We start from the raw sequence: 23,091 nt of genomic DNA on the forward strand, positions 1-23,091 counted from the left end.
GCTCCGGATGGCGGAAGCGGGCCAGCAGCACCCGGCCGTCCAGCACCACCGCGGCGTTGGCCGGGAAGACCAGGTCCGGCAGGCCGCGCACCGCCTCGATGATCTCCACCTGGGCGCCCAGCGCCGTGAGCGCGGCGCGGAGCTCGCCCGAGGCGGCCCGGGCGGCGGGCGCGCGCTCGGCGGTCCAGGCGGACGGGCGCATCCAGGGATTGATCCGGTAGCTGACCTCGAAGGCGCTGGGATCGGTCATCAGGAAGCGCGGGCGGGGATCCATGGCGGCTCCTTGGGGCGATGGGGCCATCCAAAGATCGGTCCACGCGGCGCTAGCGAAAAGCGGGCAGGATGCTACATTTTGCCGGTTCAGTTGGCGATTTGCCTTATATAGATGGCGATATGATCGACGACCTCGACCGCAAGCTTCTGGCCCTGCTGCGCAACGATTCGCGCGAGCCGGTGGCCTCCCTGGCCGCCAGGCTGAAGGTCTCGCGCGGCACGGTGCAGAACCGCATCCGCCGCCTGCAGGCCGACGGGACCATCCAGGCCTTCACCGTACGCACCCGGCCCGAACTCGAAGCCAATCGCGTGCGCGCCATCATGTGCATCGCGGTGGAGGGCGGCCGATCCGCGGCGGTGATCCAGGCCCTGCGCGGCTTTCCGGAAGTGGACAAGGCGCACACCACCAACGGCCGCTGGGACCTGATCGCCGAGCTGGACGTCGCGACCCTGGCGGAGTTCAGCCGCACCCTCGACCAGGTCCGCCTGGTCGACGGCATCGCCGCCACCGAAACCTCGATCCTGCTGGCCACCCAGAAGATGTGAATCAAGTGGCCTTCTCCCCTTGCGGGAGAAGGTGTCGGCCGAAGGCTGACGGATGAGGGGTTGCGTTGCGCCGCCCAGGCGTTTCGGCGCTTTTGACGGGATGAGCCTTTCGACCCCTCATCCGACCTGCTCCGCAGGCCACCTTCTCCCACAAGGGGAGAAGGCGCTCGTCACGGCTCCCGCTCCCTGGATGGATGGACTAAGGGAGTGCCTATGAACGCCCCCGTGAAGACCGACGCCCTGCCGCAGTGGAGCCTGGCCGATCTCTATTCCGGCCGCGACGACCCGAAGATCGAGGCGGACCTCGCCAGGGCCAAGGCCGACAACGACGCCCTGGTGGCGCTGAAGGGCCGCTTTGTCGCCAGCCGCAGGGACGCCCGGCTTCTGGGAGAACTGCTGGACCGCGGCATCAGCCTCTACGAGGCGGCGACCAACGGCCTGTGGAGCGTCGGCGCCTATGCGGGCCTGGCCTCGTCCGTGGCCCGCGACGACCCGGCCTGGGCCAAGTTCGAGGGCGACCTGCGCACGCGCGCCTCGCAGATCGCCGCCGACAGCCTGTTCTTCACCCTCGAACTCAACGAGCTGGACGACAACGAGATCGAGTCCGCCTTCCGCGCCCACAAGCCGGCGGCCCGCTGGCGGCCCTGGATCCGCCGCGTGCGCCTTACCCGGCCGCACGAGCTGTCGCCCGACCTGGAGCGGATGCTGATCGACCGCGGGCCCGCCGTCGCCAACTGGAGCCGGCTGTGGGACGAGACGCTGGCGCGGCTCACCGCCAAGGTCGGTCGCGAGAGCCTCACCCTGTCGGAGGTGCTGAACCGCCTCTCCGACCCCGACGCCGTGCGGCGCAAACAAGCGGCCCAGGCGCTGTCGAAATCGCTGGCCGAACGCACCCCGGTGCTGGCGCTGAGCCTCAACACGCTCGCCTTCGAGAAGCAGGTGGAGGACCGCTGGCGGAAGTATCCGGACCCCGCCGCCTCGCGCCACATCGCCAACGAGGTGCACGCCGACGCCGTGGCCGCCCTGGAGGCCGCCGTGGTCGAGGCCTACGGCCCGGTCAGCCACCGCTACTATCGGCTGAAGGCCAAGGCCATGGGCCGCGACGTCCTCGACCACTGGGACCGCAACGCGCCGCTCGATACCGCCCAGCCCAAGACCTACGGCTGGGACCAGGCCCGGGCCATGGTGCTGGAAAGCTTCACGGCGCTCGCGCCGAAATTCGCCGACACCGCCGAGACCTTCTTCACCCATCCCTGGATCGACGCTGCGCCACGGCCCGGCAAACAGTCGGGCGCCTATTCGCATCCGGTGACGTCGGAGCGGCACCCCTACGTCTTCCTGAACTACATGGGCGAGCGCCGCGACGTCCTGACCCTGGCGCACGAGCTGGGCCACGCGGTGCACCAGACGCTGTGCGCCCCGCTCGGCACCCTGCTCGCCGACACCCCGCTCACCTTGGCCGAGACCGCCTCGATCTTCGGCGAGGGGCTGGTGTTCGAGCGGCTGCTGGCCAAGGCCTCGAAGGCCGAGCGCAAGGGCCTTCTCGCCGGCAAGATCGAGGATGGGATCAACACGGTGGTCCGCCAGATCGCCTTCCACCGCTTCGAGACCCGCTTCCACGCCGCGCGCGCCCAAGGCGAGATCGCGGCCGACGAAATCGGGGCGATGTGGCTGGAGACCATGGGCGAGAGCCTGGGCCCGGCGATCCGGCTCAACAGGGGCTACGAGCACTATTGGGCCTACGTCAGCCACTTCGTGCACGCGCCGTTCTATGTCTACGCCTACGCCTTCGGCGACCTACTGGTGCGCGGGCTGATGGAAAAGCGCCGCGAGGACCCGGCCGCCTTTGCGCCGCTCTACGAAGACCTGCTGGCCGCCGGCGGCACCAAGACCTACGTCGAGGCGCTGGCCCCGTTCGGCCTCAACCCGCGGGAAAAGGCCTTCTGGGCGGCCGGCATGAAGCAGCTGGAGCGGCTGGTGGACGAGTTCGAGGCGCTGGTGTGAGGTTCGCCGTCACGACGGATGGCCGCGAGTACGTCCACGTCGAACCGGACGGGTCGGCGCGCGAACTCTCGGAGGATGAGCGCGCATACCTTCGCGAAGAGTTCAATCCGATGGATGGCGCGAGGCCCTACGTGAAGAGCCGCTACCATCAGCTCACGCCGGACAGGAACATCCGGGGGTTTCTGCTGCGCAGCAAGCTGCCCGCCGGCCTGGCCGTCGCCGCCGCGCCGGATCAGACCTCGACTTGAGTCTGATGTCGGCCAGGCCCGAAAGCTTGCATCATCCGGGAGATTGAAGGGCGGGCGCGTCCCGGTAGGTCTAGTTCTGCCAGGTCCTTGAGCGGCCGATCTCGCGGTGCCGGGCGGCGAACTTCGCGCCGGCGCCTTCGTCGCGCCAGTTGTGCACGAGGTCGCGGCCCAGCAGGCGCGCCAGGCGATCCTCGCCTTCGCCGATGAAGCCGTCGGGCACATGATAGCGATAGGCCTCCTGCGGCTGGATGTATTCGCGGCAGAAGTAGGTGGCGAGGTTGAGCCGCAGGCCCGGCTTCTTGCGCGGGAAGCTGCCGTGCCAGGTGTTGCCGTGCCAGACCACGGCCGAACCCGCCGGGACCTCGATCGGGATCACGTGCTCGTAGCGCCGGTTGCCGTCCAGGCCGGTCTCCCACTTGGTCGGCTGGCGATGCATCCGGTGACTGCCGGGCACCATGGCCAGGCAGCCGTTCTCCTCGGTGTAGTCGGTCAGCGCATAGTTGGCGTTGGCCACGTGGCTGTAGGCCGAGAACGGCTCGGGGATGCCGTTGGCGCTGTCGGAATGCAGCAGCAGTCCGCCGCCGCCCGGCCCCTTCAGGTGGCAGGTGAGGCTGGAGAGGATGCAGTGCTTGCCGAGCAGGTAGGTGATGAGCGCGAGCTGTTTTTGGTTCAGCACCGCCTGTTTGAAGACCGGGTCCTTGTAGAGCAGGTAGGGGATCAGCTCGACTTCGCTGTGTTCGGTCTCGGCCTCCGGGTCGAGCGGCTTGCCCATCCGCGCCTCGGCGATCTCCAGGATCTTCGCCTTCAGCGCCTGGGTGGTCGCCGCATCGAGCGCGCCTTCGATCACCGTGAAGCCATAGGCCTCCAGCTCGGCGAGGTTGGTCTCCAGGCCGAGCGCGCGGATCTCGCGGTAGATGTCGTTGAGGTCCGGCGTGGCGGTCCAGTCGCCGATCTCCATGGCCTTCCCCTTCTTGCTGCCTTCGGCGGCTTGCCCGCGGGGCGAAAGCCTATCGCGAATTCGAGCGCCGCGCGATTTCGTGGGCGTCCTGTCGGAACTGGACGACGTAAGACGTCCTAGAGGCGAAGGACGCAGGAGGAGAGCATCATGAAGACCTTCCGGACGATCGCCGCGGCCAAGGCTCTGGGCCTGGCCCTGGTGGCCGGCCCCGCCATCGCCGCCACCGCCGCCGCGCCGCAGCCGCCGGCCGGGACCTATACGATTGACAAGGCCCATACCTCGGTGACGTTTCGCGTGAGCCACCTGGGCTTCTCGCACTACACGGCGCGGTTCTCGCGCATCGATGGCAAGCTGCGGTTCGATCCCGCGCACCCGGCCGCGATGAGCGTGGAGGCGACCATCGACCCCATGTCGCTGGCGCTCAACGCGCCGCCCAAGGGCTTCCACCAGCAGCTGATGGGCAAGGGCTTCTTCGAGGCGGCCAAGTTCCCGACCATGACCTTTAAATCCACCAGGGTGGACGTCACCGGCGCCAACACCGCGCGGGTCACCGGCAATCTCACCCTGCACGGCGTGACCCGGCCGGTGGTCCTCGATGTGACCTACAACGGCGGCTATCCGCCGATGGCCATGGATCCGGGCGGCGCGCGCGTCGGCTTCTCGGCGCATACGATGCTGAAGCGTTCGGCCTTCGGTATCAGCCAGGGCCTTCCGGCGCCCGGCTCCAACATGGGTGTCGGCGACGATGTCGATGTCGCGATCGAGACGGAGTTCAACGGCGGCAAGCCGCCGGCGGCGCCGGCGAAGAAGTAGCCCGGCCTATTCGTGGGCCAGCAGGTAGCGGACGCCGCGCGCCGCCAGCGCCGTGGCGACCGCCGCAGCGGCCAGCCAGGCGGCGAGGTCGGTGGCCCAGCCGTCGACCGCGAAGCCGAAGGCGGTGATCAGGATCGCGGCGGCGAACGCCACGCCCGTCCAGTGGACGGTGCGCCCGATCCAGCCTGAAGTCCCCACGTCCGACGTCAGTTCGCGGGGCCAGAAGAGGTTGGGCATGTCTCGCTCCCTGGCGGCGGCTTCGGCAAGCCTGACCGTTGCGTGACATGTACGCAGCCACGCTGTCCGTGGACGAGCATCCAACGCCCAGCGTTTAGATACCGTTGCTATGGGATGCGGCAGTTTGGCTCGGGTCCGCCCAAGCCCGCGGCGCCCTCATCGCGCCTCCAGCCAGCCTCGCATCTCGGCCGCGTCGCGCCGGCCGGCCAGCATGTAGCGGGTGTCGATCCCGGCCGTGACCAGGTCGAAGCCGCGCTCGATCATCGTCTTCGCATAGGCGGTGCTGGCGCAATGCACGCCCACCTTCAGGCCCTTGGCCTTGCAGGCGGCGAGGATCTTGTCGAAGGCCGCCATCAGGGCCGGGGCGTCGGAATCCTGGCCGGGCGGCCCGCCGATCGAGAGCGAGAGGTCCGAGGGGCCGACATAGACCGCGTCCAGGCCTGGCGTGGCCACGATGGCGTCCACATTGGCCAGGCCGTCGGCGGTCTCGATCATGGCCAGGGTCAGCATCTCGCGGTTGGCGTGGCCCTGGTAGTCGGCCCCGCCATAGATCGCCGCCCGCGTCGGGCCGGAAGAGCGGAAGCCGTCGGGCGGATAGCGGCAGGCGCGCACGAACGCCGCGCACTCCTCGGGATCGTTGATCATCGGGCAGATGATCCCGTAGGCTCCGGCGTCCAGCGCCCGCATGATCTCGCCCGGCTGGTTCCAGGACACCCTGACCAGCGGGACCGCCGGCGTGGTGGAGATCGCCTGCAGCATGGCCAGCATCTCGGAATAGCCGATCACCCCATGCTGGGTGTCGATGGTCATGGTGTCCCAGCCGGCGCTGGCCATCAGCTCGGCGGAGAAGGCGCAGGGCATGGAGCACCAGCCGTTGATCGCGGGCTTGCCCTCAGCCCACAGCGCCTTCAGCCGGTTCTCACGCATGCCGTCGTCTCCCTGGATATCCGATCAGCCTAGCATCACGCTTCCGGATGATCCCCGGCCTGTTCTAGGTTGCGCGGCGGGCGGTCGTCGAGACGCCCGCAAGGAGGTTCGCCATGACGTTCGGGGTGAAGTTCGCCGGCATCGGGCTCGCGCCCGCCCTGGCGCTGGTCCTGGCCCACGCCGCCGCGGCGGAGCCCCGGGTGCTCGTCAAGTGCGACGGGCCCCTGCCGCAGGCCATGAAGTTCACCCGGGCCACCGACTGGAAGCCCTATCCGAACCCCGACCGCAGCGTCACCATCACCCGGGACGGTGGCCGGTTCGGCATCGAGCTGGTGGGCGAGGTCTCCTACACCTCCAACGCGGTGTTCCCGATGCCCATGCAGGGCATCAGGACCTTCAAGGTGCTGCGCAGCGACGGGGCCGAGCAGTTCCACCTGGAGAAGGGCGAAGGCGGCAAAACGATCCTCAAGCACACCATCCGCGGCGGCCGCGACGGCTCGCACCTCTACAACATCCGTGAGTCGATCCTGGCCAATTGCAGCGTGGTGGCGCCGGACGTGGTGGTCAGCGAGCCGCAGGCGGCGGGCACGGGCGCTTAGGGCTGCGGGGAGCGAGGCGCTCCCGGTCCCGTTGGGGGGTAGGACCGGGAGCTGGGCTCGCGTGACGCCAGATACGCGGCGTGCGGCATGGGCGGAGCTTGGAGGCCGGCGGTAAGTGCGCGGTTAAGGTTCACACAGGTTTTCAGGCGCGCGCCAAATTTCGCCGACCATCCCCGCCGCGCCTTGGGCGAAATCGCTCGCGCGCCTGGCCGCCCTCAATACTGCCCGTACCGCCCCTTCACCGAATCCAGCAGCTTGGCCGGGTCATAGCCGACGCCGTCCTTGAAGACGATCTCGACGTTCTCGACGTCGGTTATGGTCTTGGACGGGTCGCCCTTCACCACCACCAGGTCGGCGTCCTTGCCGGGTGCAACCGTGCCGATCCTGTCGGCCAGGCCCAGGTAGGTCGCCCCGTTCAGGGTGGCGATCTTCACCGCCTCTTCGGGCCGGAAACCGGCCTCGACCAAGAGCTCGATCTCCCGCTGGTCGCCGAAGCCCGGGATCACCCCGCCGTTGCCGGTGGGGTCGGGCCCGGCCAGCAGCAGGCCGCCGGCCGCCACGAACTTCCGCTCCAGGCCGAGGTCGTTCTGATACTCTTTCACCGTGTCGGCATAGCGCTCGCGCGGCGCCTGGTTCACCAGGTTGCGGGCATAGAGATAGGCCTCGCGCGCCTCCGGCGTCAGCACCGCCATGGCCTTGGGGTTCAGCGGCGCATGGCCCGGCACGCGCTGCTCGAACACCGGCAGGGTCGAGGTCACCGCCACGTGCTTGCCGACCAGCAGCTTGATCAGCGCGTCCGCCTCCGGGCTCTCCGGGGTCATCTTGAGCAGGGTCTGGTTGCCGGTGCTCTGCGAGCACTTGTCGGGCGTCTTGCCGGCGTCCAGCTGGGTGTTGACGAAGAAGCCGTGCTCCAGGTCGTCGATCCCCAGGTCGGCGGCCTCGGGATAGGTCACCGAGCACAGGTGGCCGGTGAGCTTCAGCCCGCGCTTGTGGGCCTCCTGGATCGCCGCGCCCAGCTCAGCGCGGGTGATGTTCATATAGGCCTTGAACGAGGTCGCCCCCATGTCGGCCCAGTAGTTCACCATGCGCCGCGCATCGTCGGCGTCCTTCAGCGGATGCATCTGGATGAAGGGGCTGTTCGGACCCTCCAGGTAGGGCGCGGTCACGTCCATGTGCGGCCCGAGCATGCGGCCGGCGTCGATCTCGGTCTTCACATTGAGGTCGACATAGGGCTCGACCGAGCCGGTGGTGCGCATGGTCGTCACGCCGGCGGCCAGGTAGAGCCTGGGCGAGGAGAAGGTCATCTGCGGCACGATCAGCGGCGGCTCGGAGTGGCCGGCGGCGTCCATGTTCGGTCGGGCGATGTAGTACATGTGGTCGTGCAGGCCGACGATGCCGGGCATCACGGTGTGGCCGGCCAGGTCCAGGACGTCCGCGCCGGCGGGCGTCGCCAGCTCTGGCCCGCCCACCGCCACGATCTTCCCGCCGGAGAGGACCACTGTGCGATCCGTCTGGGCCGGCGCGCCGGTGCCGTCGATCAGCCGCACGTGGCGCAGCACGACGCTCTTTGCGGCGACCTTGACGTAGGGCTGCACGGCCCGGCTGAGCAGCGCGGGCGGGGCCAGCACCTGCGGCGCGGCGTGCGCGGCGGCCGCCAGGGCCAGGGCGGCCGCCGTTCCCAGGATCACCGATTTCAGACTCATTGCACCCCTCCCAAGCTCGCGGCGCGGACCCTAGCGCCGCGACGTCAGGCTTGCCATTTTTCAAACGCTTGTTAGTCACGAGGCCCTATTTCAGCACTGCGATTTTTCCAGTTGAGGATTGCCGGATGGCCGAGGACGTGAAGTCGGCGCAGACTCCTGCGGCGCAGATCGATGACGACCGTCCGGTCCATGTCGAGGAGCCTCTGCCGCCCGAGGTCCAGGCGCCGCTCGCCGAGTTCGAGGGCCGCGAGCCGCCGTCGCCACAGTGGTTCAAGGACGCCATCGCGCGTGCGCCGGAGCGGGTTTTCGTCGAAAGCCTGGGCAGCCGGCTCGAGGTCCTGACCTGGGGCCAGGTGGGCAAGCCCGGCCTGCTGTTCGTGCATGGCAACTCCGCCCACGCCGACTGGTGGAGCTTCATCGCGCCGTTCTTCGCCGACGACTACCGCGTGGCCTCGATGTCGCTGGCCGGCATGGGCGCGTCGGACTGGCGCGAGCGCTACAGCTTCACCGACTTCGCCGACGACGCCGAGGCGGTGAGCCGCGCCGTCGGCCTGTACGAGGGCGGCCGCAAGCCGACCTACATCGGCCACTCCTTCGGCGGCGGCCAGGTGTTCTTCGCCGCCGTGCGCCATCCGGACCGGATGCATGCGGCGATCATGGTCGACACCGGCTTCGGGCCACCGCCCGAGGAGATGGCGCGGCGCGCGGCCGAGATGGAGCGGATCCGCAACATCCCCACCACCGATCGGCCGAGCCGGGTCTACCCGACCATGGAAGCGGCCCTGCTGCGCTTCCGCCTGATGCCGCCGCAGCCGGCCGGCAACCCTTTCATCGCCGACTTCATCGCCCGGCGATCCTTGAAGACGGTCGTCCAGGCCGATGGCTCGACAGGCTTCACCTGGCGGTTCGATCCCAACATGTGGGCCAAGCTGGACCGCGAGCGGGCGATGAGCGGACAGTTCGGCCAGGAGGGCGGCGTCTCGACCCCGATGGTCCACATCTACGGCGCCAAGAGCCGCATCGTGGAGCACCGCAAGGCCGGCGCGCCCTCGCCCTTTCCGCCGGGCATGATCGAGATCGAGATCCCCGACGCCCACCACCACATCATGATCGACCAGCCGCTCGCCCTGGTCGCCGCGATCCGCGCCCTGCTGGCGGCGTGGCCGCCACACGCCTCCCCTGCGTAGCGGGGGAGGTGGATCGGCGCGGCGCGCGACGAGACGGAAGGGCCCCCCTCCGTCAGCTTCGCTGACACCTCCCCCGTCGTCTTCGCGACAAGGGAGGAGCCAGGGCGCCTTGAGCGTTTCGGCGGTCTCGTGTAGCACCGCCCCGAGCGCTTCGAGTTGAGAGAGACGAGATGGCCGGCAAGGCGTCCGAATACCACCACGGCGACATGGACATCCATGAGCAGCAGGCGACGTTCCACCTGGTGATGGGCATCACCAAATGGGGCTCGCTGATCATCGCCGCCCTGCTGCTTTTCCTGACCCTGTGGTTCTGCACGCCGGCGGGCTTCCTCTCCGGCCTGATCAGCGGGGCGATCGTGCTGATCCTGGGCATTCTGCTGCTGCGCAGCCGCAGCGATTCCGCCCACTAGGCCGCGCCCCGAGCCCCGCTTCCATCGCTGTCGCCAAGGCTTCTCGGCCGTTGCTTCGCCGCGCGTGGCGCTGTGTCTGGACAGTAGGCGCGAACCCACCCTAAGGTCCGACCCGGGCCGCGTCGGAGTGACGCCGTTGGGGGACCAAGCGTACCATGGCCGTCATCGCCGTCACTCGTGAGCGCCGCGCCGGCGAGACCCGCGTCGCCGCCACCCCGGAGACGGTGAAGAAGCTGATCGGGGCCGGGTTTTCGGTCACGGTCGAGGCCGGCGCCGGAACCGCCTCCTCCTATCCCGACGCCGACTACCAGGCCGCCGGCGCCGCGCTCGCCAAGACCGCCAAGGACGCGCTCGGCAAGGCCGACATCGTCTTCAAGGTGCGCGGCCCCGAGGCCGAGGAGATCGCCGCCCTGAAGGCCGGCGCGCTCGTCGTGGCCACCCTCAATCCCTATGTGGACAAGGCCACCGTGGCCGCGCTGGCCAAGGCCAAGGCGACGAGCTTCGCCATGGAATTCGTGCCGCGCATCACCCGCGCCCAGGTGATGGACGTGCTGTCGTCACAGGCCAACCTCGCCGGCTACCGCGCGGTGATCGAAGGCGCCGAGGCCTATGGCAAGGCCATGCCGATGATGATGACCGCCGCCGGCACCATCGCCGCGGCCAAGGTGTTCATCATGGGCGTCGGCGTCGCCGGGCTGCAGGCTATCGCCACGGCGCGCCGGCTGGGCGCGGTGGTCACCGCCACCGACGTGCGCCCCGCCACCAAGGAACAGGTGGAGAGCCTGGGCGCCAAGTTCCTTGCGGTGGAAGACGAGGAATTCAAGAACGCCCAGACCGCCGGCGGCTACGCCAAGGAGATGAGTGCGGAGTACCAGGCCAAGCAGGCAGAGCTGGTCTCCAGCCACATCGCCAAGCAGGACATGGTGATCACCACCGCCCTGATCCCCGGCCGCCCGGCGCCCAAACTGGTCAGCGCCGCCCAGGTCGCGTCCATGAAGCCCGGCTCGGTGCTGGTCGACCTGGCCATCGAGCAGGGCGGCAACGTCGAAGGCGCCAAGCTCGGCGAAGTGGTCACCACCAAGAACGGCGCGAAGATCCTGGGCGTGCCCAACCTGCCGGGCCGCATCGCCGCCGACGCCTCGGCGCTCTATGCCAGAAACCTGTTCGCCTTCGCCGGCCTGTTCCTCGACAAGGAGGGCAAGTTCGCCCCCGACTACGAGGACGAGATCCTGAAGGCCGCGCTCGTCACCCAAGGCGGCGCCGTCGTGCACGAGGCCTTGAAGTGATCCCCCGAGTGTCATCCCGGAAAGCGCGCAGCGCTTGTCCGGGACCCATACGCGCCGGCGGCTCGGGGATGGCTTCGGCGGCGCGGGTTTTCTTAGGATGCGGAGTTCATGGGTCCCGGTCTTTCGCACGCGCGAAAACCGGGATGACACGGGAGGAGCTGTAGCTTGGAAGCCGTCGACCCGACCGTCTTCCGCCTGGCGATCTTCGTCCTGGCGATCTTCGTGGGCTACTATGTGGTCTGGAGCGTCACGCCGGCGCTGCACACGCCGCTGATGGCGGTCACCAACGCCATCTCGTCCGTGATCATCGTGGGCGCCCTGCTGGCGGCCGCGGCGCACGGGGCGGACGGTCAGCTCACCCCCAACGTCATGATCTCCAAGGGCGCCGGCGCGGTCGCCGCGGCCTTCGCCAGCGTCAACATCTTCGGCGGCTTCCTGGTCGTGAGGCGGATGCTGGCGATGTACAAGAAGAAGGCGCCCGCCGCGAAGAAGGAGGGCGCGGCGTGAACGCCAACCTCGCGGCCATCCTCTACCTCGCCTCGGGCGTCCTGTTCATCCTGGCCCTGCGCGGCCTTTCCAGCCCCACCACCAGCCAGGCCGGCAACCGCAACGGCATGATCGGCATGGCCATCGCGGTCGGCACGGTGCTGGCGACGCTCTGGGGCCGGGGATCGCTCGACGGGCTGACGCTCGCCCTGATCGTGGGCGGCGTGGCCATCGGCGGCGGGATCGGCGCGCTGATCGCCCGGCGCGTGGCCATGACCGCCATGCCGCAGCTGGTGGCGGCCTTCCACAGCCTCGTCGGCATGGCCGCCTGCCTGGTGGCCGTGGCCGCCATCCACACGCCGGCCGCCTATGGCATCGCTGAGCCGGACGGCTCGGGCGTGGTGATGCATTCGCTGATCGAGCTGGCCGTGGGCCTGGCGATCGGCGCGGTCACCTTCACCGGCTCGGTGATCGCCTTCGCCAAGCTGAACGGCAACATGAGCGGCGCGCCGATCCTGCTGCCCGCGCGCCACCTGCTGAACATCGCGCTGGCCGTCGGGATCGTGGCGCTGATCGTGCTGCTGGTGATGAGCCACGGCGCCGCGCTTTGGGCCTTCTGGGCGATCTTCGCGGCGAGCCTGATCGTCGGGATCACGCTCATCATCCCGATCGGCGGCGCCGACATGCCGGTCGTGGTCTCGATGCTGAACAGCTACTCCGGCTGGGCGGCGGCGGCGCTGGGCTTCACGCTCGAGAACACGACCCTGATCATCACCGGCGCCCTGGTGGGCTCGTCCGGCGCGATCCTCAGCTACATCATGTGCAAGGCGATGAACCGCAGCTTCATCTCCGTGATCCTGGGCGGCTTCGGCGCGACCGAGGCCGCGGCGGGCGGCGGACAGGCCGAGACCCGGCCGGTGAAGCAGGGCAGCGCAGAGGACGCCGCCTTCATCATGAAGAACGCGTCCAAGGTGATCATCGTCCCGGGGTACGGCATGGCGGTCAGCCAGGCGCAGCACGCCCTGCGGGAGATGGCCGACAAGCTGAAGCACGAGGGCGTGGAGGTGAAGTACGCCATCCACCCGGTCGCCGGCCGCATGCCCGGCCACATGAACGTGCTGCTGGCCGAGGCCAACGTGCCCTACGACGAGGTCTTTGAGCTGGAGGACATCAACGCCGAGTTCCCGGCCGCCGACGTGGCCTTCGTGATCGGCGCCAACGACGTCACCAACCCGGCCGCCAAGACCGACCCGCAGAGCCCGATCTTCGGCATGCCGATCCTCGACGTGGAAAAGGCCCGCACCGTGCTCTTCGTGAAGCGCGGCATGAGCTCCGGCTACGCCGGCGTCGAGAACGAGCTATTCTTCCGCGACAACACCATGATGCTGTTCGGCGACGCCAAGAAGATGGTCGAGAGCATCCTGAAGAACCTCGACTAGGGCTCGGCGCCCCGGCGCCGGCGTCGCTGGCCTGTCGTCTTTCCAGGCTTTATTTCAGGCAAGCGGCGCCGCTGACCTTCCGGCGCCACATCCGCGATCATAGATGGCGGAGCATCCCCAACCCCGGAGACGCCGCATGAAATACAACCAGCTTGGCCGGACCGGCCTGTTCGTGTCGGAGATCTGCCTGGGGACCATGACCTTCGGCGGCTCCGAGGCCGCCGGCATGTGGAAGGCCATCGGCGCCCTGCAGCAGGGTGAGGTGGACGCCATCGTCGGCCGCGCCCTGGAGGCCGGGGTCAATTTCTTCGACACCGCCGACGTCTACTCCTTCGGCGAATCCGAGCGGCTGCTGGGCCAGGCGTTCAAGAACCTGGGGACCAGGCGCAAGGACGTGGTGATCGCCACCAAGGTCTATGGCGAGATGGGACCCAGGCCCAACGACCGCGGCGCGAGCCGCGGCCACATCATGGATTCGGTCAGGACCAGCCTGGAGCGGCTGCAGAGCGACCACATCGACCTCTACCAGATCCACGGCGCCGACAGCGTCACGCCGATCGACGAGACCCTGCGCGCGCTGGACGATCTCGTGAGCCAGGGCCTGGTCCGCTACATCGGCGTTTCCAATTGGTCGGCCTGGAAGATCGCCAAGGCCCTGGGGCTCAGCGAGGCCAAGGGCTACGCCCGCTTCGAGACCCTGCAGGCCTACTACTCCATCGCCGGCCGCGACCTGGAGCGCGAGCTGGTCCCGATGATCGCCGAGGAGAAGCTGGGCCTGATGGTCTGGTCGCCGCTGGCTGGCGGCCTGCTGAGCGGCAAGTTCGGGCCGGGATCGAACAATCCGGAGGGCGCGCGGCGCACCAACTTCGACTTCCCGCCGGTAGACAAGGACCGCGCCTGGGCCTGCGTGGAGGTCATGCGCGAAGTGGGCGAGGCCCATGGCGCCTCGGTGGCCCGGGTGGCCTTGGCCTATATCCTGCGCAAGGCCTTCACCATGAGCGTCATCATCGGCGCCAAGACCATCGAACAGCTCGACGACAATCTGGCGGCTGCCGAGCTGACGCTGAGCGACGATGAGATGAAGCGCCTGGACGAGGCCAGCGAGCTGCCCAGCGAATATCCCGGCTGGATGTTCGCTCGCCAGGGCGGCGCGCGGCGGCCGAAGCCGTTCGTCAAGACCAAGTAGTCGGGGAGCCCGCGCCGATGTCCGTCGCTCCCGCTTCCGCCAGGCCGCCACGCGGCGAGATGGTGGATATCGGCGGCCGGCGGCTGCGCATGGTGCGCGCGGGCGAGCCCGGCGGGCGGCCGACCGTGGTGCTGGAGCACGGCGCCTTCGGCTGCGCCACCGACTGGACAGTGGTGCAGGAACGGCTGGCGGCCAGGGGGCTGGCGAGCCTGGCCTATGATCGCGCGGGCCTCGGCCATTCCGATCCGGGTCCCAAGCCGCGCGACGGCAAGGCCATCGTCGCCGACCTCGCCGCCCTGCTGCGCGCCGTGGACGAGGCCGGGCCCGTCGTGCTGGCCGGTCACTCCATGGGCGGGCTGATGGTGCGGCTGTTCGCGCTGACACATCCGGAACTGGTGCTGGGCGTGGTGCTGGTGGACGCCGTGACGCCGGACGTCATCACCCACCCGGTGGGCGGGCCGGGCGTCGACGCCTTCAGCCGCATTCTGGGCTGGACCAGCGAGGGCGCGAAGCTCGGCATGATGCGCCCGCTGGCGGCGGTGGCCGGTGACAAGATCGGCCTGCCGCCCGAGGCCTCGGCCGAGAAGCGCCGTATCTTCGGCTCGCCCAGCCACGCGCTCTGGGCCGCCGAAGAGGTCCGCCATTGGCGCGCCACCTCCGACCAGGCCCGCGCCGCGGAGTTCCCGCCGGCCCTGCCGGTCGCGGTGATCACCGCCGGCGCCCACACCGTGACGGCGCTGAAGGAGATCCAGTCGGTCCCGGCCATCGCCTCGCTGAACGGCTATATCGAGCACGTGGGCAAGGCCGGCCACGCCAACCTTCTGGGCCCGCGCTTCGCCGACCCCATCGTGCGCGGCGTCGAGCACGTGCTGGCCACGGTCAAGCGCTAGGCGGGTTCGCGGACGATCACGCCGCAGGCGGCCAGCAGGCGTTCGTAGGCCAGGGGTCGCGCGTCTTCGACATCCGGCAAGGTCGAGCGGCCGACGGCGCGGACCTCGAGATCGCGCGCGGCGGTGACCTCGAAGCGGCCGTCCCAGACCCCAGTCTCGCCGGCCTTCAGCCGAAGGGGCGCCAGACCGCCGCGCGCGGCCTCGCCGGGCTCCCGCGAGAAGCGTACCGCCTGGGCGTCCGCCTCGATCCGCGCCCCGGCCAGGGTCGCTGCGAAGCGCTCGCCTCCAGCCAGTCGGGCAGCCAGGCGCGCGGTCCGGTCGCCGCCAGGCGGCCGGCTGGTTCCGGCGGCGCAAAGGCAGGCGACGGCGGCGAACCGGGCGAGGACCGTTGGGCTCGCTGCGCGCAGGTCGGCGCGGGTCATCGCAAGACGCCCGGCCTCGTCGGCCAGGCAGGCTCGCGCCAGGGCCGTCGCGTTCGGCGGGTCGGGGTTGGGCTCCGGGCAGGCTGAGGCGTCGGCGTGCCGGGCGCGCGGCCGGGCGTAGCGGAGGTCGTCGTTGGCCGGATCGTCGATCCAGGTCTCGCCGCGCGCCGCAAGCCAGGCGCGGATCTGCGTGCGGACCAGGCCCAGCATCGGGCGCAGCAGGAAGACGCCACGGCCCTGCGGCCAGGCCGGCGAAGGCGCCCACTCGCGCGGGTCCGGCGTGGTCGAGCCGGCGGCCCGCATCCGCGCCGCCTCGGCCAGGTCGGAGGCGGTGTGACCCATCAGGATCACCCGCGCCCCGGCCGCTCTCGCCGCCTCGGCCAGCAGGGCGTGCCGCGCGGCGCGGGCGGCGGCCGGCAGGCCGGTCGCGGGCTTCTCACCGATCCAGCGCAGGGCCTGGAAGTTTGCGCCCAGCCGCTCCGCCGTGGCGGCGCAGGCTTCCGTCCAGGCGATGCTCTCGGGGCGCAGGCCGTGGTCGACGGTGAGGATGAGCAGCTTGCGGCCAGCGGCCCGCGCCCAGCCGGCGGCGGCCAGGGCCAGAGCCAGGGAATCACCGCCGCCGGACAGGGCCACGGCCAGCGGCCGCGGGCTGTCGCCAAGCAGGCGGCGATCGAGGACGGCGCCGACCGCGGCGGCGAGGTCGGACGAAGCTTCCGGCGCGCGCGCCGCTACGTGCACTTCGCCTGCAGCTTGACGGTCGCCGCCCGCTCCTTGATCGCCGGCGGGGCCTTGGGATAGCGGCGGGGAAGCTCGGCCAGGGCCTGGCAGGCGTCGGGCGACTTCTTGAGCTGCACTAGCGAGCGCGCCAGCTCCACCACCGCATCGGGCGCCCAGGCGGTCTGCGGCCAGCCGCGGATCGCGCCGATGTAGGCGCCGGCCGCCTTCACATAGTCGCCGCGCACCGACAGCGTCTTGCCCCACCAGTAGCGGGCCTCGGGCGTCTTCGGCGTGTCCGGATAGGTGGTGACGAAGGCGCTGAACGCTTTCTCGGCGCTGTCGTAGTCGCCGCTCAGCATCATCTGCCGCGCCTTGGCGAAGTCGGCGTTGGCGGCGGCCGCGGCGGCCCTGGGGTCGGCGGGCGGCGGCGGTTCGGCCGGCGTCGGCGGGCTCGCCGCCTGGGCCGCGGCCTGCGCCGCCTGGGCGGCTTCGGCCATCTTCTGCTCGTCGGCGGTCAGCCGGTCGCCCAGCGACTTGAGCTGGGCGCGAAGCGCGGCGTTGTCGCGCCGCGCCTGGTCCAGGTCGTGGGTCGTGGAGTCAAGCGAGCCGTTGACCCGCTTCAGGGTCGCCTCCAGGTCGCTGAGGCGCGTCGACAGATCGCCAAGCCGCGAGTCGGTGTCGGCCGGTTCGACCACCACCGGCACGCCGGTCTTCTGGCCCTTGAAGACGATGTCGCGCAGCTCGCGGACCACCTTTTCCATGCGGTCCAGCCGCTTGGCGTCGCGGGCGTCGAGCGGGTCGTCCATGGGGGTCTGGGCGACCGCCACAGCGATGGGCGCGGCGACCAGGACGATGGCCGCCGCCGCCCCGAACAGGCGCAGGCGTTTGGGCGTCATTGCATCCGGGCGCCGCTGACGATGGCCGTGTGGCCGTTGCGGTTATGGGCCTCGGCCTGCTCGCCGGTGCCGGTGTCGATCGGCCGCTCCTTGCCGTAGGAAACGGTGGTGATCCGGTTCGCCGACACGCCGTGCGCCACCAGATACTCCCGCACCGCATTGGCGCGCCGTGCGCCCAGGGCGAGGTTGTATTCCTGGGTGCCGCGCTCGTCGGCGTTGCCCTCGATGCGCACCTGCACGGCGGCGTAGCGCTTCAGCCAGGTCGCCTGGGCGTCCAGCAGCGGCGCCGCGTCGGCGCGGATGTTGTACATGTCGTAGTCGAAGTAGACGCGGTCGCCGACGTTGACGACGAAGTCCTTCTCCGACCCCGGCAGGGCGGCCTCGGCCACGGGTGCGGGCTCCGGCGCGCGCGACACCGGGCGCTGCGGTTCAGGGCCCGGCCGCGACGGCCCGGCCACGGTGGTCGGATAGGCCGGCTTCGGATGGTGCGCGCAGGCGGCCAGCGACAGGGCGGCGGCGGCCGCGAGCGTCAGTCGCAGGGCGCTTCCGGCATTGCGGGTGGAGGTCATCAGAAGCGTCTCCTTCGAGGGTGCGGGATTAGCACAGGTTAGGGTCTTACTTAGGATTCGAGCGCGCAAGTGAAACGCTCAAGCGTGGCTTTAGTTGACCGGGCTCAGTTCAACAGGGGCGACCAGGCGGCGTCCGACGCGGCGCCTGGATAGGGAATGGGTTGCTGGGTCCGGCCGGTGATGTCGACGGTCCACAGCTTCCGCTGGCCGCCGGGGCTCTCGCGGGTGAACACCAGCACCCGGCCGTTCGGGGCCCAGGCGGGGCTTTCGTCCAGATAGCTGGTGGTGAGGATCCGCTCGTCGGTGCCGTCAGGCCGCACCACGCCGATGGAGAACTGGCCGCCGACCTGCTTGGTGAAGGCGATGAACTCGCCGGTCGGGCTCCAGACCGGGGTGTTGTAGCGGCCATTGCCGAAGCTGATCCGGTGCGGGTTCGAGCCGTCGGCGCCCATGATGTAGAGCTGCGGCGTGCCCGAGCGGTCGGAGTTGAAGGCGATCTTCGTCCCGTCCGGCGAGTAGGAGGGCGAGGTGTCGATCGACGGGTCGACCGTCAGCCGGGTGGTGGCGCGGTTGCGCAGGTCCATCACATAGATGTCGCTGTTGCCGCCGCGCTCCACCGAGAAGGCCACCTTCGAGCCGTCGGGCGAGAAGCGCGGCGCGAACACCATGCCCTTGAAGTCGCCAAGGCTCTCGCGGCGCGCGGTGTCCAGGTTCAGGAGGTAGATCTTCGAGCCATCGGCCCGAAGCTCCATGTAGGTGATCTCCTGGCTGTTGGAGGAGAAGCGCGGCGTCATGATGGTGGCCGCGCCGTCGGTCAGGTAGCTGGGGTTGGCGCCGTCCTGGTCCATGATCGCCAGCGTCTTGGTCCGCCCGCCGCGCCCGCCCTTTTCGGCCACGAAGACGATCCGGGTGTCGAAATAGCCCTTCTCGCCGGTCAGCTGCTCGTAGATCGCGTCGCTGATCTTGTGCGCCACGCGCCGCCAGTTCTCCGGCGTCGAGGCGAACTGCAGGCCCAGCAGCTGCTTTTCGGCGAACACGTCCCACAGGCGGAAGTCCACCTGCAGGCGGGCGTCCGAGGCGGTGACCTGGCCATTGACCAGCGCCTGGGCGTTGATCTGCTGCCAGGCGGGAAAGCGCGGCTGGATGGCGACGGTGAGGTCGTGCTCGACGAAGCTCGCCGGGTCCAGCGGCCGGAACAGGCCCGAACGCTGCAGATCGGCGGAGATCACGCCGGCGATGTCCGCCCCGCGCGTGCCGGTGAAGCCCGGGATCGCGATAGGCAGGGGCTGGACGTCGGCGCGGTTGACGTTGACCTCAATGTCGGCGCGGGCCGCGGCCGGGACCAGCCAGGCCGAGGCGGGCAGGGCGGCCATGGCCGCCAGCACGGTTCGTTTCGAAACGGGCGTCATCGGGAGCAGGCCTCTTGGGCGTTGAAGTTGACCGTGATTCGCTGGCCATAGAATTCCTGGGGCAGATTGCGGAACGGCGCGGCGGCATAGACCGCGCTCACCGCCCGGCCCTGAGCGGCGCGCGAGACCGGCGTCACCGGACCGATGATCTGGGCGGTGGCGTTGCCCACCACCTGGCCGCCTTCGCCAATCGTGAAGATCACCTTCAGCTTCACGTCGCGCCCGCCTTCCACGTCGCAATTGGGATTCCAGCGCCGCTGCAGCTCGTCGCTAAGGCCGCGGATAGCGGCGGCCGATTGCGCCGCGCCCAGGGTCGGGTGCGGGGTGGGCGAGGTCTGCGCCTGGGCCGGGCCCCGGGTCGCGGCCGACGGCGCCTTGGTTGCGGGCTTGGCCATGCTGGAGATGCTGGCCGAAAGCGCGTCGAGGTCCAGGCTCTTCTGCGGCTTGGCCTGGGCTTTTGGCTGCGGTTGGGGCGGCTGCGGCTTGGGCGGCGGGGCGGGCTTCGGCTCGACCTTGGGGATGGGCTTGGGCGTCGGCGCGGGCGGGACCGGCTTGGGCGGCGGCGGGATCGGCTTCGGCGGGGCCGGCGTGGGCTTGGGCGGCGGCGGCGGCGGCGGCGCCTGCGGCTGCGGCTCGGGGGCCTGGGCCTGCTGTTCGACGGGCGCCTGCTCGGCCGGCTTCGGCTCGGCGGGCGCGTGGGTGACGATGGTCACCGGCACCACCTCGCCCACCTTCAGGTTGCGGGTGAAGCTCCAGGAGATCATCAGCAGCACCGCGACGGTCACGTGCAGCAGCACGGAGCCGATCATCGCAGGCTGGATCTCCCGGCGGGTCACTGGGCGCCAGCCTCCGCGGGCTTCTGCTCCCCGCCGGACTGGCCGCCAGACGATGGGCCGCCGGACGATGGGCCGCCGGTGTCGGTGATCAGGTTGATCGAGGTGAAGCCGGAGGTGGAGAGCGAGGCCATAACCTGGGCCACGATCGCATAGGGCGCCTTGCCGTCGGCGCGCACGAAGATCGGCTTGCCGGTATTTGGCCCGGCCATCTCCTTCAGCCGCGGCGACAAGGAGCCGAACGGCACCTCGTCCTCCTTCACGAAGATCTGGCCGTCAGCGCGGATGGTGACGGTGAGCGGTTCGCTCTGGTCCTGCAGCGAACCGGCCTCGGTCTTCGGCAGCTCCACCGGCACGCCGGCGGTCAGCAGCGGGGCGGAGATCATGAACACGATCAGCAACACCAGCATCACGTCCACCAGCGGCGTGACGTTGATTTCCGACAGCGCGCCGCGCCGGCCGCGCCGGCCACGGCGGCGCCCGCCCCGACCGCTGGCCGCGAAGGCGTCGTTGGCCGAAAGCGCCATGGCCTAGACCCGCTCCGCCAGCCGCCGCTGGATGGCGGTCGACAGATCGTCGGCGAAGCCCTCCAGCCGGGCGGCGAACTTGCCCGCGTCGGTCGAGAACTTGTTGAAGGCGATATAGGCGGGAATGGCCGCGATCAGCCCGATGGCGGTGGCGAACAGGGCCTCGGCGATGTGCGGCGCGACCACCGCCAGCGAGGTGTTCTTCTGCACCCCGATCGCCTGGAAGGCGTTCATGATCCCCCACACCGTGCCGAACAGGCCGATGAAGGGCGAGGCGGTGGCGACGATGGCCAGCGAGCCCAGCCCGTCCTCCAGCCGCCCGGTCTCACGCGCGATGGCGGCGTCCAGCACCCGGTCGATGCGCTGGATCAGGAAGGCCGCCTGGCCGTCGGTGGACAGGCCCTTGGCGCGGGCGTCGCGCCACTCCTTCAGCGCCTGCTGCAGCATGCGCGGCAGGACGTGCGCCGGCCGCTCGCCGGCGGCGTTGGCGATCTCCTCCAGGCTCTTGCCGGAGGCGACCTCGTCCTCGAACTCCCGCGCCTGGCGGCTGATGCGCGAGATGCGAAAGGTCTTGTCGATGATCACCGTCCAGGACCACAGCGAGGCGCCGGACAGGCCCAGCATGACCAGCTTCACGACCCAGTCGGCCCGCATGAAAAGAACGAAGAAGTTGAGGCTGTCCGGCGAGGCGGCGGCGGCGGAATCCATGCGAGGCCAGAAGCTCCCAAGCGGCGTTTTAGGCGGCTAACGCGAATCAACGCGGAAGATGATGGGTCGTGTCCCGATGCAGTGGCGATCTTAAGGCGAAGTTGCAAACCCCTGGGTGACCGAGGGGGCGACCGAGGGAGCGAACAGGGGCGCGAGCGCTTCGGCCAGCCCCGGCGGCGGCTTGCGCGCCCGGCCCTTCAGGTCGATGCAGGCGGCCTCGACGCGCGCCTCGGCGATCAGGTCCTCGCCGCGGGTGATGCGCTGGGTGATGAACAGGCGCGGACCGCGCACGGCGTCGTAGGTGGTGCGCACCAGCAGCGCGTCGTCGATCCGCGCGGCGCGCTTGAACGCGATCTCCAGCCTGGTGACCGTGAAGGCGGCCGGGTCCTCGCGCTCCAGCAGCACGGCGTGGCTGACGCCGGCGACCCGCAGGAAGTCGGAGCGGCCGCGCTCGAAATAGCGGGCGTAGTTGGCGTGGTAGACCACCCCGGTGAAGTCGGTGTCCTCGTAATAGACCCGCACCGGCAGGCGGTGCTCGCGGCCGACGATGTGGCCGGCGGAGGGTTGGTCCGGATCATTCATGCCAAGCCTCGTCATCCCCCGGTCGGTTGGAAGCCGATCCGGGGGACCCATAGGGCCGCTTCCCATCCTGCAATCCAGCTTGGGTCCCCCGGATCAGCCTGGCGGCTGACCGGAGGATGACGGTTGATTTTGTCATTCGTCGAAAAGATCCCCTGCCGTCGGAGGGGAGGCTCCCTTCGGCGCCGCCAGCCCCAGATGGCCGTAGGCCTTGGCGCAGGCCATCCGCCCGCGCGGCGTGCGTTGGATGAAGCCCTGCTGCAGCAGGAAGGGCTCGATCACGTCCTCCACCGCGTCGCGGGCCTCGGCGATGGCGTAGGCGAGCGTCTCCACGCCGGCCGGCCCGCCGGCGTAGTTTTCGATGAGGGCGCGCAGGTATTTGCGGTCGAGCGCGTCGAGGCCGTGCTCATCGACGTCGAGGCGGGCCAGGGCGCTGGCGGCGGCCTTGCGGTCGATGATCTCGGCCCCGTCGGCGGCGGCGAAGTCGCGCACGCGGCGCAGCAGGCGCCCGGCGACCCGGGGCGTGCCGCGGGCGCGCGCGGCGATCTCGGCGGCGCCGTCCGGGTGCAGGGCCAGGCCGAGCTTGCCGGCGGCCTGGGTCAGCACCGTCTGCAACTCGGCGTGGGTGTAGAACTCCAGCCGGATCGGGATGCCGAATCGGTCGCGCAGCGGCGTGGCCAGCAGGCCCGCCCGCGTCGTCGCCGCCACCAGGGTGAAGGGCGCCAGATCGATGCGGATCGAGCGCGCCGACGGGCCCTCGCCGATCACCAGGTCCAGGACGTGGTCCTCCATGGCCGGATAGAGGATCTCCTCGACGTTGGCCGCCAGGCGGTGGATCTCGTCGATGAACAGGACGTCGTTGGGCTCGAGGTTGGTGAGGATGGCGGCGAGGTCGCCGGCCTTGGCCAGCACCGGGCCGGAGGTGGCGCGGAAGTTCACCCCCAGCTCGCGCGCCACGATCTGGGCGAGCGTGGTCTTGCCCAGCCCCGGCGGGCCGAACAGCAGCACATGGTCCAGCGCCTCGCCGCGCGAGCGGGCGCCCTCGATGAACACCCGAAGGTTCCCCTTGGCCTGCTCCTGGCCCACGAACTCGGCCAGGGTCTGCGGCCGCAGCGCCTTGTCCGGCGCTTCGAGCGGCGCGGGCTCGCCGGAGACGAGGCGGGTCATCCCATCCACCGCTCATCCCGGCGAAAGCCGGGACCCATAGGATCGTTGGATTGAGCCATCATCCGCGAAACA

At 70.0% G+C, this 23,091-nt stretch carries 25 protein-coding genes and 1 pseudogene; 12 read left to right on the plus strand and 14 right to left on the minus strand.

What is annotated here, in order from left to right; translation table 11 throughout:
• A pseudogene (locus VGL85_RS10740) lies at nucleotides 1-274 on the minus strand (amidinotransferase); the annotation flags it as partial.
• A gap of 119 nt (nucleotides 275-393) precedes the next feature.
• Here VGL85_RS10740 and VGL85_RS10745 point away from each other — a divergent pair.
• The 3 genes from VGL85_RS10745 to VGL85_RS10755 all read left to right on the plus strand — a co-directional run bounded on the left by VGL85_RS10745 (nucleotide 394) and on the right by VGL85_RS10755 (nucleotide 3,071).
• A complete protein-coding gene (locus VGL85_RS10745; RefSeq protein WP_331588926.1) occupies nucleotides 394-819 on the plus strand; it encodes an Lrp/AsnC family transcriptional regulator in 426 nt (141 codons plus the stop codon).
• Between the two features lie 213 nt (nucleotides 820-1,032).
• Complete coding sequence (locus VGL85_RS10750; protein ID WP_331588928.1) at nucleotides 1,033-2,823, plus strand: M3 family oligoendopeptidase; 1,791 nt, start codon at nucleotides 1,033-1,035, stop codon at nucleotides 2,821-2,823.
• The gene (locus tag VGL85_RS10755) at nucleotides 2,820-3,071 is read left to right on the plus strand and encodes a hypothetical protein (protein WP_331588930.1); all 252 of its coding nucleotides are present in this window, start codon (nucleotides 2,820-2,822) and stop codon (nucleotides 3,069-3,071) included. Before VGL85_RS10750 ends, VGL85_RS10755 begins: the two co-directional genes overlap by 4 nt.
• Before the next feature lie 70 nt (nucleotides 3,072-3,141).
• Here VGL85_RS10755 and VGL85_RS10760 read toward each other — a convergent pair whose 3' ends face one another.
• The gene (locus VGL85_RS10760; protein WP_331588931.1) at nucleotides 3,142-4,029 is read right to left on the minus strand and encodes a phytanoyl-CoA dioxygenase family protein; all 888 of its coding nucleotides are present in this window, start codon (nucleotides 4,027-4,029) and stop codon (nucleotides 3,142-3,144) included.
• A 147-nt stretch (nucleotides 4,030-4,176) separates the two neighbouring features.
• Here VGL85_RS10760 and VGL85_RS10765 point away from each other — a divergent pair, with 147 nt between their 5' ends.
• Nucleotides 4,177-4,842, plus strand: coding sequence for a YceI family protein (locus VGL85_RS10765; RefSeq protein WP_331588932.1), 666 nt, complete (start codon nucleotides 4,177-4,179; stop codon nucleotides 4,840-4,842).
• A gap of 6 nt (nucleotides 4,843-4,848) precedes the next feature.
• On the opposite strand, the gene VGL85_RS10770 is transcribed toward VGL85_RS10765, so the two are convergent.
• Nucleotides 4,849-5,079 (minus strand): hypothetical protein, encoded by a 231-nt coding sequence (locus VGL85_RS10770; protein WP_331588933.1) that lies wholly within the window; start codon nucleotides 5,077-5,079, stop codon nucleotides 4,849-4,851.
• Nucleotides 5,080-5,235: 156 nt separating this feature from the next.
• Entirely contained in the window at nucleotides 5,236-6,006 is a 771-nt protein-coding gene (locus VGL85_RS10775) for an HpcH/HpaI aldolase family protein (RefSeq protein ID WP_331588934.1), read from the minus strand.
• Nucleotides 6,007-6,119: 113 nt separating this feature from the next.
• On the opposite strand from VGL85_RS10775, the gene VGL85_RS10780 reads away from it, so the two are divergent.
• Nucleotides 6,120-6,605 (plus strand): hypothetical protein, encoded by a 486-nt coding sequence (locus tag VGL85_RS10780; protein WP_331588935.1) that lies wholly within the window; start codon nucleotides 6,120-6,122, stop codon nucleotides 6,603-6,605.
• 215 nt (nucleotides 6,606-6,820) lie between these two features.
• Here the strand turns inward: VGL85_RS10780 and VGL85_RS10785 are convergent, their stop codons facing one another.
• Nucleotides 6,821-8,308, minus strand: a complete 1,488-nt coding sequence (locus tag VGL85_RS10785) for an amidohydrolase family protein (protein ID WP_331588936.1) — start codon at nucleotides 8,306-8,308, stop codon at nucleotides 6,821-6,823.
• A gap of 125 nt (nucleotides 8,309-8,433) precedes the next feature.
• On the opposite strand from VGL85_RS10785, the gene VGL85_RS10790 reads away from it, so the two are divergent.
• The 7 genes from VGL85_RS10790 to VGL85_RS10820 all read left to right on the plus strand — a co-directional run bounded on the left by VGL85_RS10790 (nucleotide 8,434) and on the right by VGL85_RS10820 (nucleotide 15,192).
• A complete protein-coding gene (locus tag VGL85_RS10790; RefSeq protein ID WP_331588937.1) occupies nucleotides 8,434-9,495 on the plus strand; it encodes an alpha/beta hydrolase in 1,062 nt (353 codons plus the stop codon).
• Between the two features lie 170 nt (nucleotides 9,496-9,665).
• Nucleotides 9,666-9,905, plus strand: a complete 240-nt coding sequence (locus VGL85_RS10795; RefSeq protein ID WP_331588938.1) for an aa3-type cytochrome c oxidase subunit IV — start codon at nucleotides 9,666-9,668, stop codon at nucleotides 9,903-9,905.
• A gap of 155 nt (nucleotides 9,906-10,060) precedes the next feature.
• Nucleotides 10,061-11,191, plus strand: a complete 1,131-nt coding sequence (locus VGL85_RS10800; RefSeq protein ID WP_331588939.1) for a Re/Si-specific NAD(P)(+) transhydrogenase subunit alpha — start codon at nucleotides 10,061-10,063, stop codon at nucleotides 11,189-11,191.
• A gap of 165 nt (nucleotides 11,192-11,356) precedes the next feature.
• Nucleotides 11,357-11,698, plus strand: coding sequence for a proton-translocating transhydrogenase family protein (locus VGL85_RS10805; protein ID WP_331588940.1), 342 nt, complete (start codon nucleotides 11,357-11,359; stop codon nucleotides 11,696-11,698).
• Nucleotides 11,695-13,116 (plus strand): NAD(P)(+) transhydrogenase (Re/Si-specific) subunit beta, encoded by a 1,422-nt coding sequence (locus VGL85_RS10810; protein WP_331588941.1) that lies wholly within the window; start codon nucleotides 11,695-11,697, stop codon nucleotides 13,114-13,116. The genes VGL85_RS10805 and VGL85_RS10810 overlap by 4 nt, the downstream gene beginning before the upstream one ends.
• Before the next feature lie 136 nt (nucleotides 13,117-13,252).
• The gene (locus tag VGL85_RS10815; RefSeq protein WP_331588942.1) at nucleotides 13,253-14,302 is read left to right on the plus strand and encodes an aldo/keto reductase; all 1,050 of its coding nucleotides are present in this window, start codon (nucleotides 13,253-13,255) and stop codon (nucleotides 14,300-14,302) included.
• Nucleotides 14,303-14,319: 17 nt separating this feature from the next.
• The gene (locus VGL85_RS10820; RefSeq protein WP_331588943.1) at nucleotides 14,320-15,192 is read left to right on the plus strand and encodes an alpha/beta hydrolase; all 873 of its coding nucleotides are present in this window, start codon (nucleotides 14,320-14,322) and stop codon (nucleotides 15,190-15,192) included.
• Here the strand turns inward: VGL85_RS10820 and tilS are convergent.
• From tilS to ruvB, 9 genes are all read right to left on the minus strand, one after another.
• A complete protein-coding gene (tilS, locus tag VGL85_RS10825) occupies nucleotides 15,189-16,352 on the minus strand; it encodes a tRNA lysidine(34) synthetase TilS (protein ID WP_331588944.1) in 1,164 nt (387 codons plus the stop codon). The two genes, VGL85_RS10820 and tilS, sit on opposite strands and share 4 nt — an antisense overlap.
• On the minus strand, nucleotides 16,343-17,227 hold the full coding sequence (gene ybgF, locus VGL85_RS10830) for a tol-pal system protein YbgF (RefSeq protein ID WP_331588945.1): 885 nt from the start codon (nucleotides 17,225-17,227) through the stop codon (nucleotides 16,343-16,345). The genes tilS and ybgF overlap by 10 nt, the downstream gene beginning before the upstream one ends.
• Nucleotides 17,224-17,796, minus strand: coding sequence for a peptidoglycan-associated lipoprotein Pal (pal, locus tag VGL85_RS10835; protein WP_331588946.1), 573 nt, complete (start codon nucleotides 17,794-17,796; stop codon nucleotides 17,224-17,226). Before pal ends, ybgF begins: the two co-directional genes overlap by 4 nt.
• 104 nt (nucleotides 17,797-17,900) lie before the next feature.
• Entirely contained in the window at nucleotides 17,901-19,205 is a 1,305-nt protein-coding gene (gene tolB / locus VGL85_RS10840; protein WP_331588947.1) for a Tol-Pal system beta propeller repeat protein TolB, read from the minus strand.
• Complete coding sequence (locus VGL85_RS10845; RefSeq protein ID WP_331588948.1) at nucleotides 19,202-20,014, minus strand: energy transducer TonB; 813 nt, start codon at nucleotides 20,012-20,014, stop codon at nucleotides 19,202-19,204. The genes tolB and VGL85_RS10845 overlap by 4 nt, the downstream gene beginning before the upstream one ends.
• A gap of 23 nt (nucleotides 20,015-20,037) precedes the next feature.
• On the minus strand, nucleotides 20,038-20,565 hold the full coding sequence (locus VGL85_RS10850; RefSeq protein ID WP_331588949.1) for an ExbD/TolR family protein: 528 nt from the start codon (nucleotides 20,563-20,565) through the stop codon (nucleotides 20,038-20,040).
• 3 nt (nucleotides 20,566-20,568) lie between these two features.
• On the minus strand, nucleotides 20,569-21,273 hold the full coding sequence (tolQ, locus tag VGL85_RS10855; protein WP_331588950.1) for a protein TolQ: 705 nt from the start codon (nucleotides 21,271-21,273) through the stop codon (nucleotides 20,569-20,571).
• A gap of 90 nt (nucleotides 21,274-21,363) precedes the next feature.
• The gene (locus VGL85_RS10860) at nucleotides 21,364-21,855 is read right to left on the minus strand and encodes a YbgC/FadM family acyl-CoA thioesterase (RefSeq protein ID WP_331588951.1); all 492 of its coding nucleotides are present in this window, start codon (nucleotides 21,853-21,855) and stop codon (nucleotides 21,364-21,366) included.
• Nucleotides 21,856-21,987: 132 nt separating this feature from the next.
• Nucleotides 21,988-23,019: a Holliday junction branch migration DNA helicase RuvB gene (ruvB, locus tag VGL85_RS10865; protein ID WP_331588952.1), complete on the minus strand. Its 1,032-nt coding sequence runs from the start codon at nucleotides 23,017-23,019 to the stop codon at nucleotides 21,988-21,990.
• Nucleotides 23,020-23,091: the final 72 nt, after the last annotated feature.

Source organism: Phenylobacterium sp., assembly GCF_036501465.1.
GTDB lineage: Bacteria > Pseudomonadota > Alphaproteobacteria > Caulobacterales > Caulobacteraceae > Phenylobacterium.

Coding starts and splice junctions, on each gene's coding strand:
- VGL85_RS10745 (WP_331588926.1), top strand. CDS start 394: ATGATCGACGACCTCGACCGCAAGCTTCTGGCCCTGCTGCGCAACGAT.
- VGL85_RS10750 (WP_331588928.1), top strand. CDS start 1,033: ATGAACGCCCCCGTGAAGACCGACGCCCTGCCGCAGTGGAGCCTGGCC.
- VGL85_RS10760 (WP_331588931.1), bottom strand. CDS start 4,029: ATGGAGATCGGCGACTGGACCGCCACGCCGGACCTCAACGACATCTAC.
- VGL85_RS10765 (WP_331588932.1), top strand. CDS start 4,177: ATGAAGACCTTCCGGACGATCGCCGCGGCCAAGGCTCTGGGCCTGGCC.
- VGL85_RS10770 (WP_331588933.1), bottom strand. CDS start 5,079: ATGCCCAACCTCTTCTGGCCCCGCGAACTGACGTCGGACGTGGGGACT.
- VGL85_RS10775 (WP_331588934.1), bottom strand. CDS start 6,006: ATGCGTGAGAACCGGCTGAAGGCGCTGTGGGCTGAGGGCAAGCCCGCG.
- VGL85_RS10780 (WP_331588935.1), top strand. CDS start 6,120: ATGACGTTCGGGGTGAAGTTCGCCGGCATCGGGCTCGCGCCCGCCCTG.
- VGL85_RS10785 (WP_331588936.1), bottom strand. CDS start 8,308: ATGAGTCTGAAATCGGTGATCCTGGGAACGGCGGCCGCCCTGGCCCTG.
- VGL85_RS10790 (WP_331588937.1), top strand. CDS start 8,434: ATGGCCGAGGACGTGAAGTCGGCGCAGACTCCTGCGGCGCAGATCGAT.
- VGL85_RS10795 (WP_331588938.1), top strand. CDS start 9,666: ATGGCCGGCAAGGCGTCCGAATACCACCACGGCGACATGGACATCCAT.
- VGL85_RS10800 (WP_331588939.1), top strand. CDS start 10,061: ATGGCCGTCATCGCCGTCACTCGTGAGCGCCGCGCCGGCGAGACCCGC.
- VGL85_RS10815 (WP_331588942.1), top strand. CDS start 13,253: ATGAAATACAACCAGCTTGGCCGGACCGGCCTGTTCGTGTCGGAGATC.
- VGL85_RS10820 (WP_331588943.1), top strand. CDS start 14,320: ATGTCCGTCGCTCCCGCTTCCGCCAGGCCGCCACGCGGCGAGATGGTG.
- ybgF (WP_331588945.1), bottom strand. CDS start 17,227: ATGACGCCCAAACGCCTGCGCCTGTTCGGGGCGGCGGCGGCCATCGTC.
- pal (WP_331588946.1), bottom strand. CDS start 17,796: ATGACCTCCACCCGCAATGCCGGAAGCGCCCTGCGACTGACGCTCGCG.
- tolB (WP_331588947.1), bottom strand. CDS start 19,205: ATGACGCCCGTTTCGAAACGAACCGTGCTGGCGGCCATGGCCGCCCTG.
- VGL85_RS10845 (WP_331588948.1), bottom strand. CDS start 20,014: ATGATCGGCTCCGTGCTGCTGCACGTGACCGTCGCGGTGCTGCTGATG.
- VGL85_RS10850 (WP_331588949.1), bottom strand. CDS start 20,565: ATGGCGCTTTCGGCCAACGACGCCTTCGCGGCCAGCGGTCGGGGCGGG.
- tolQ (WP_331588950.1), bottom strand. CDS start 21,273: ATGGATTCCGCCGCCGCCGCCTCGCCGGACAGCCTCAACTTCTTCGTT.
- VGL85_RS10860 (WP_331588951.1), bottom strand. CDS start 21,855: ATGAATGATCCGGACCAACCCTCCGCCGGCCACATCGTCGGCCGCGAG.
- ruvB (WP_331588952.1), bottom strand. CDS start 23,019: ATGACCCGCCTCGTCTCCGGCGAGCCCGCGCCGCTCGAAGCGCCGGAC.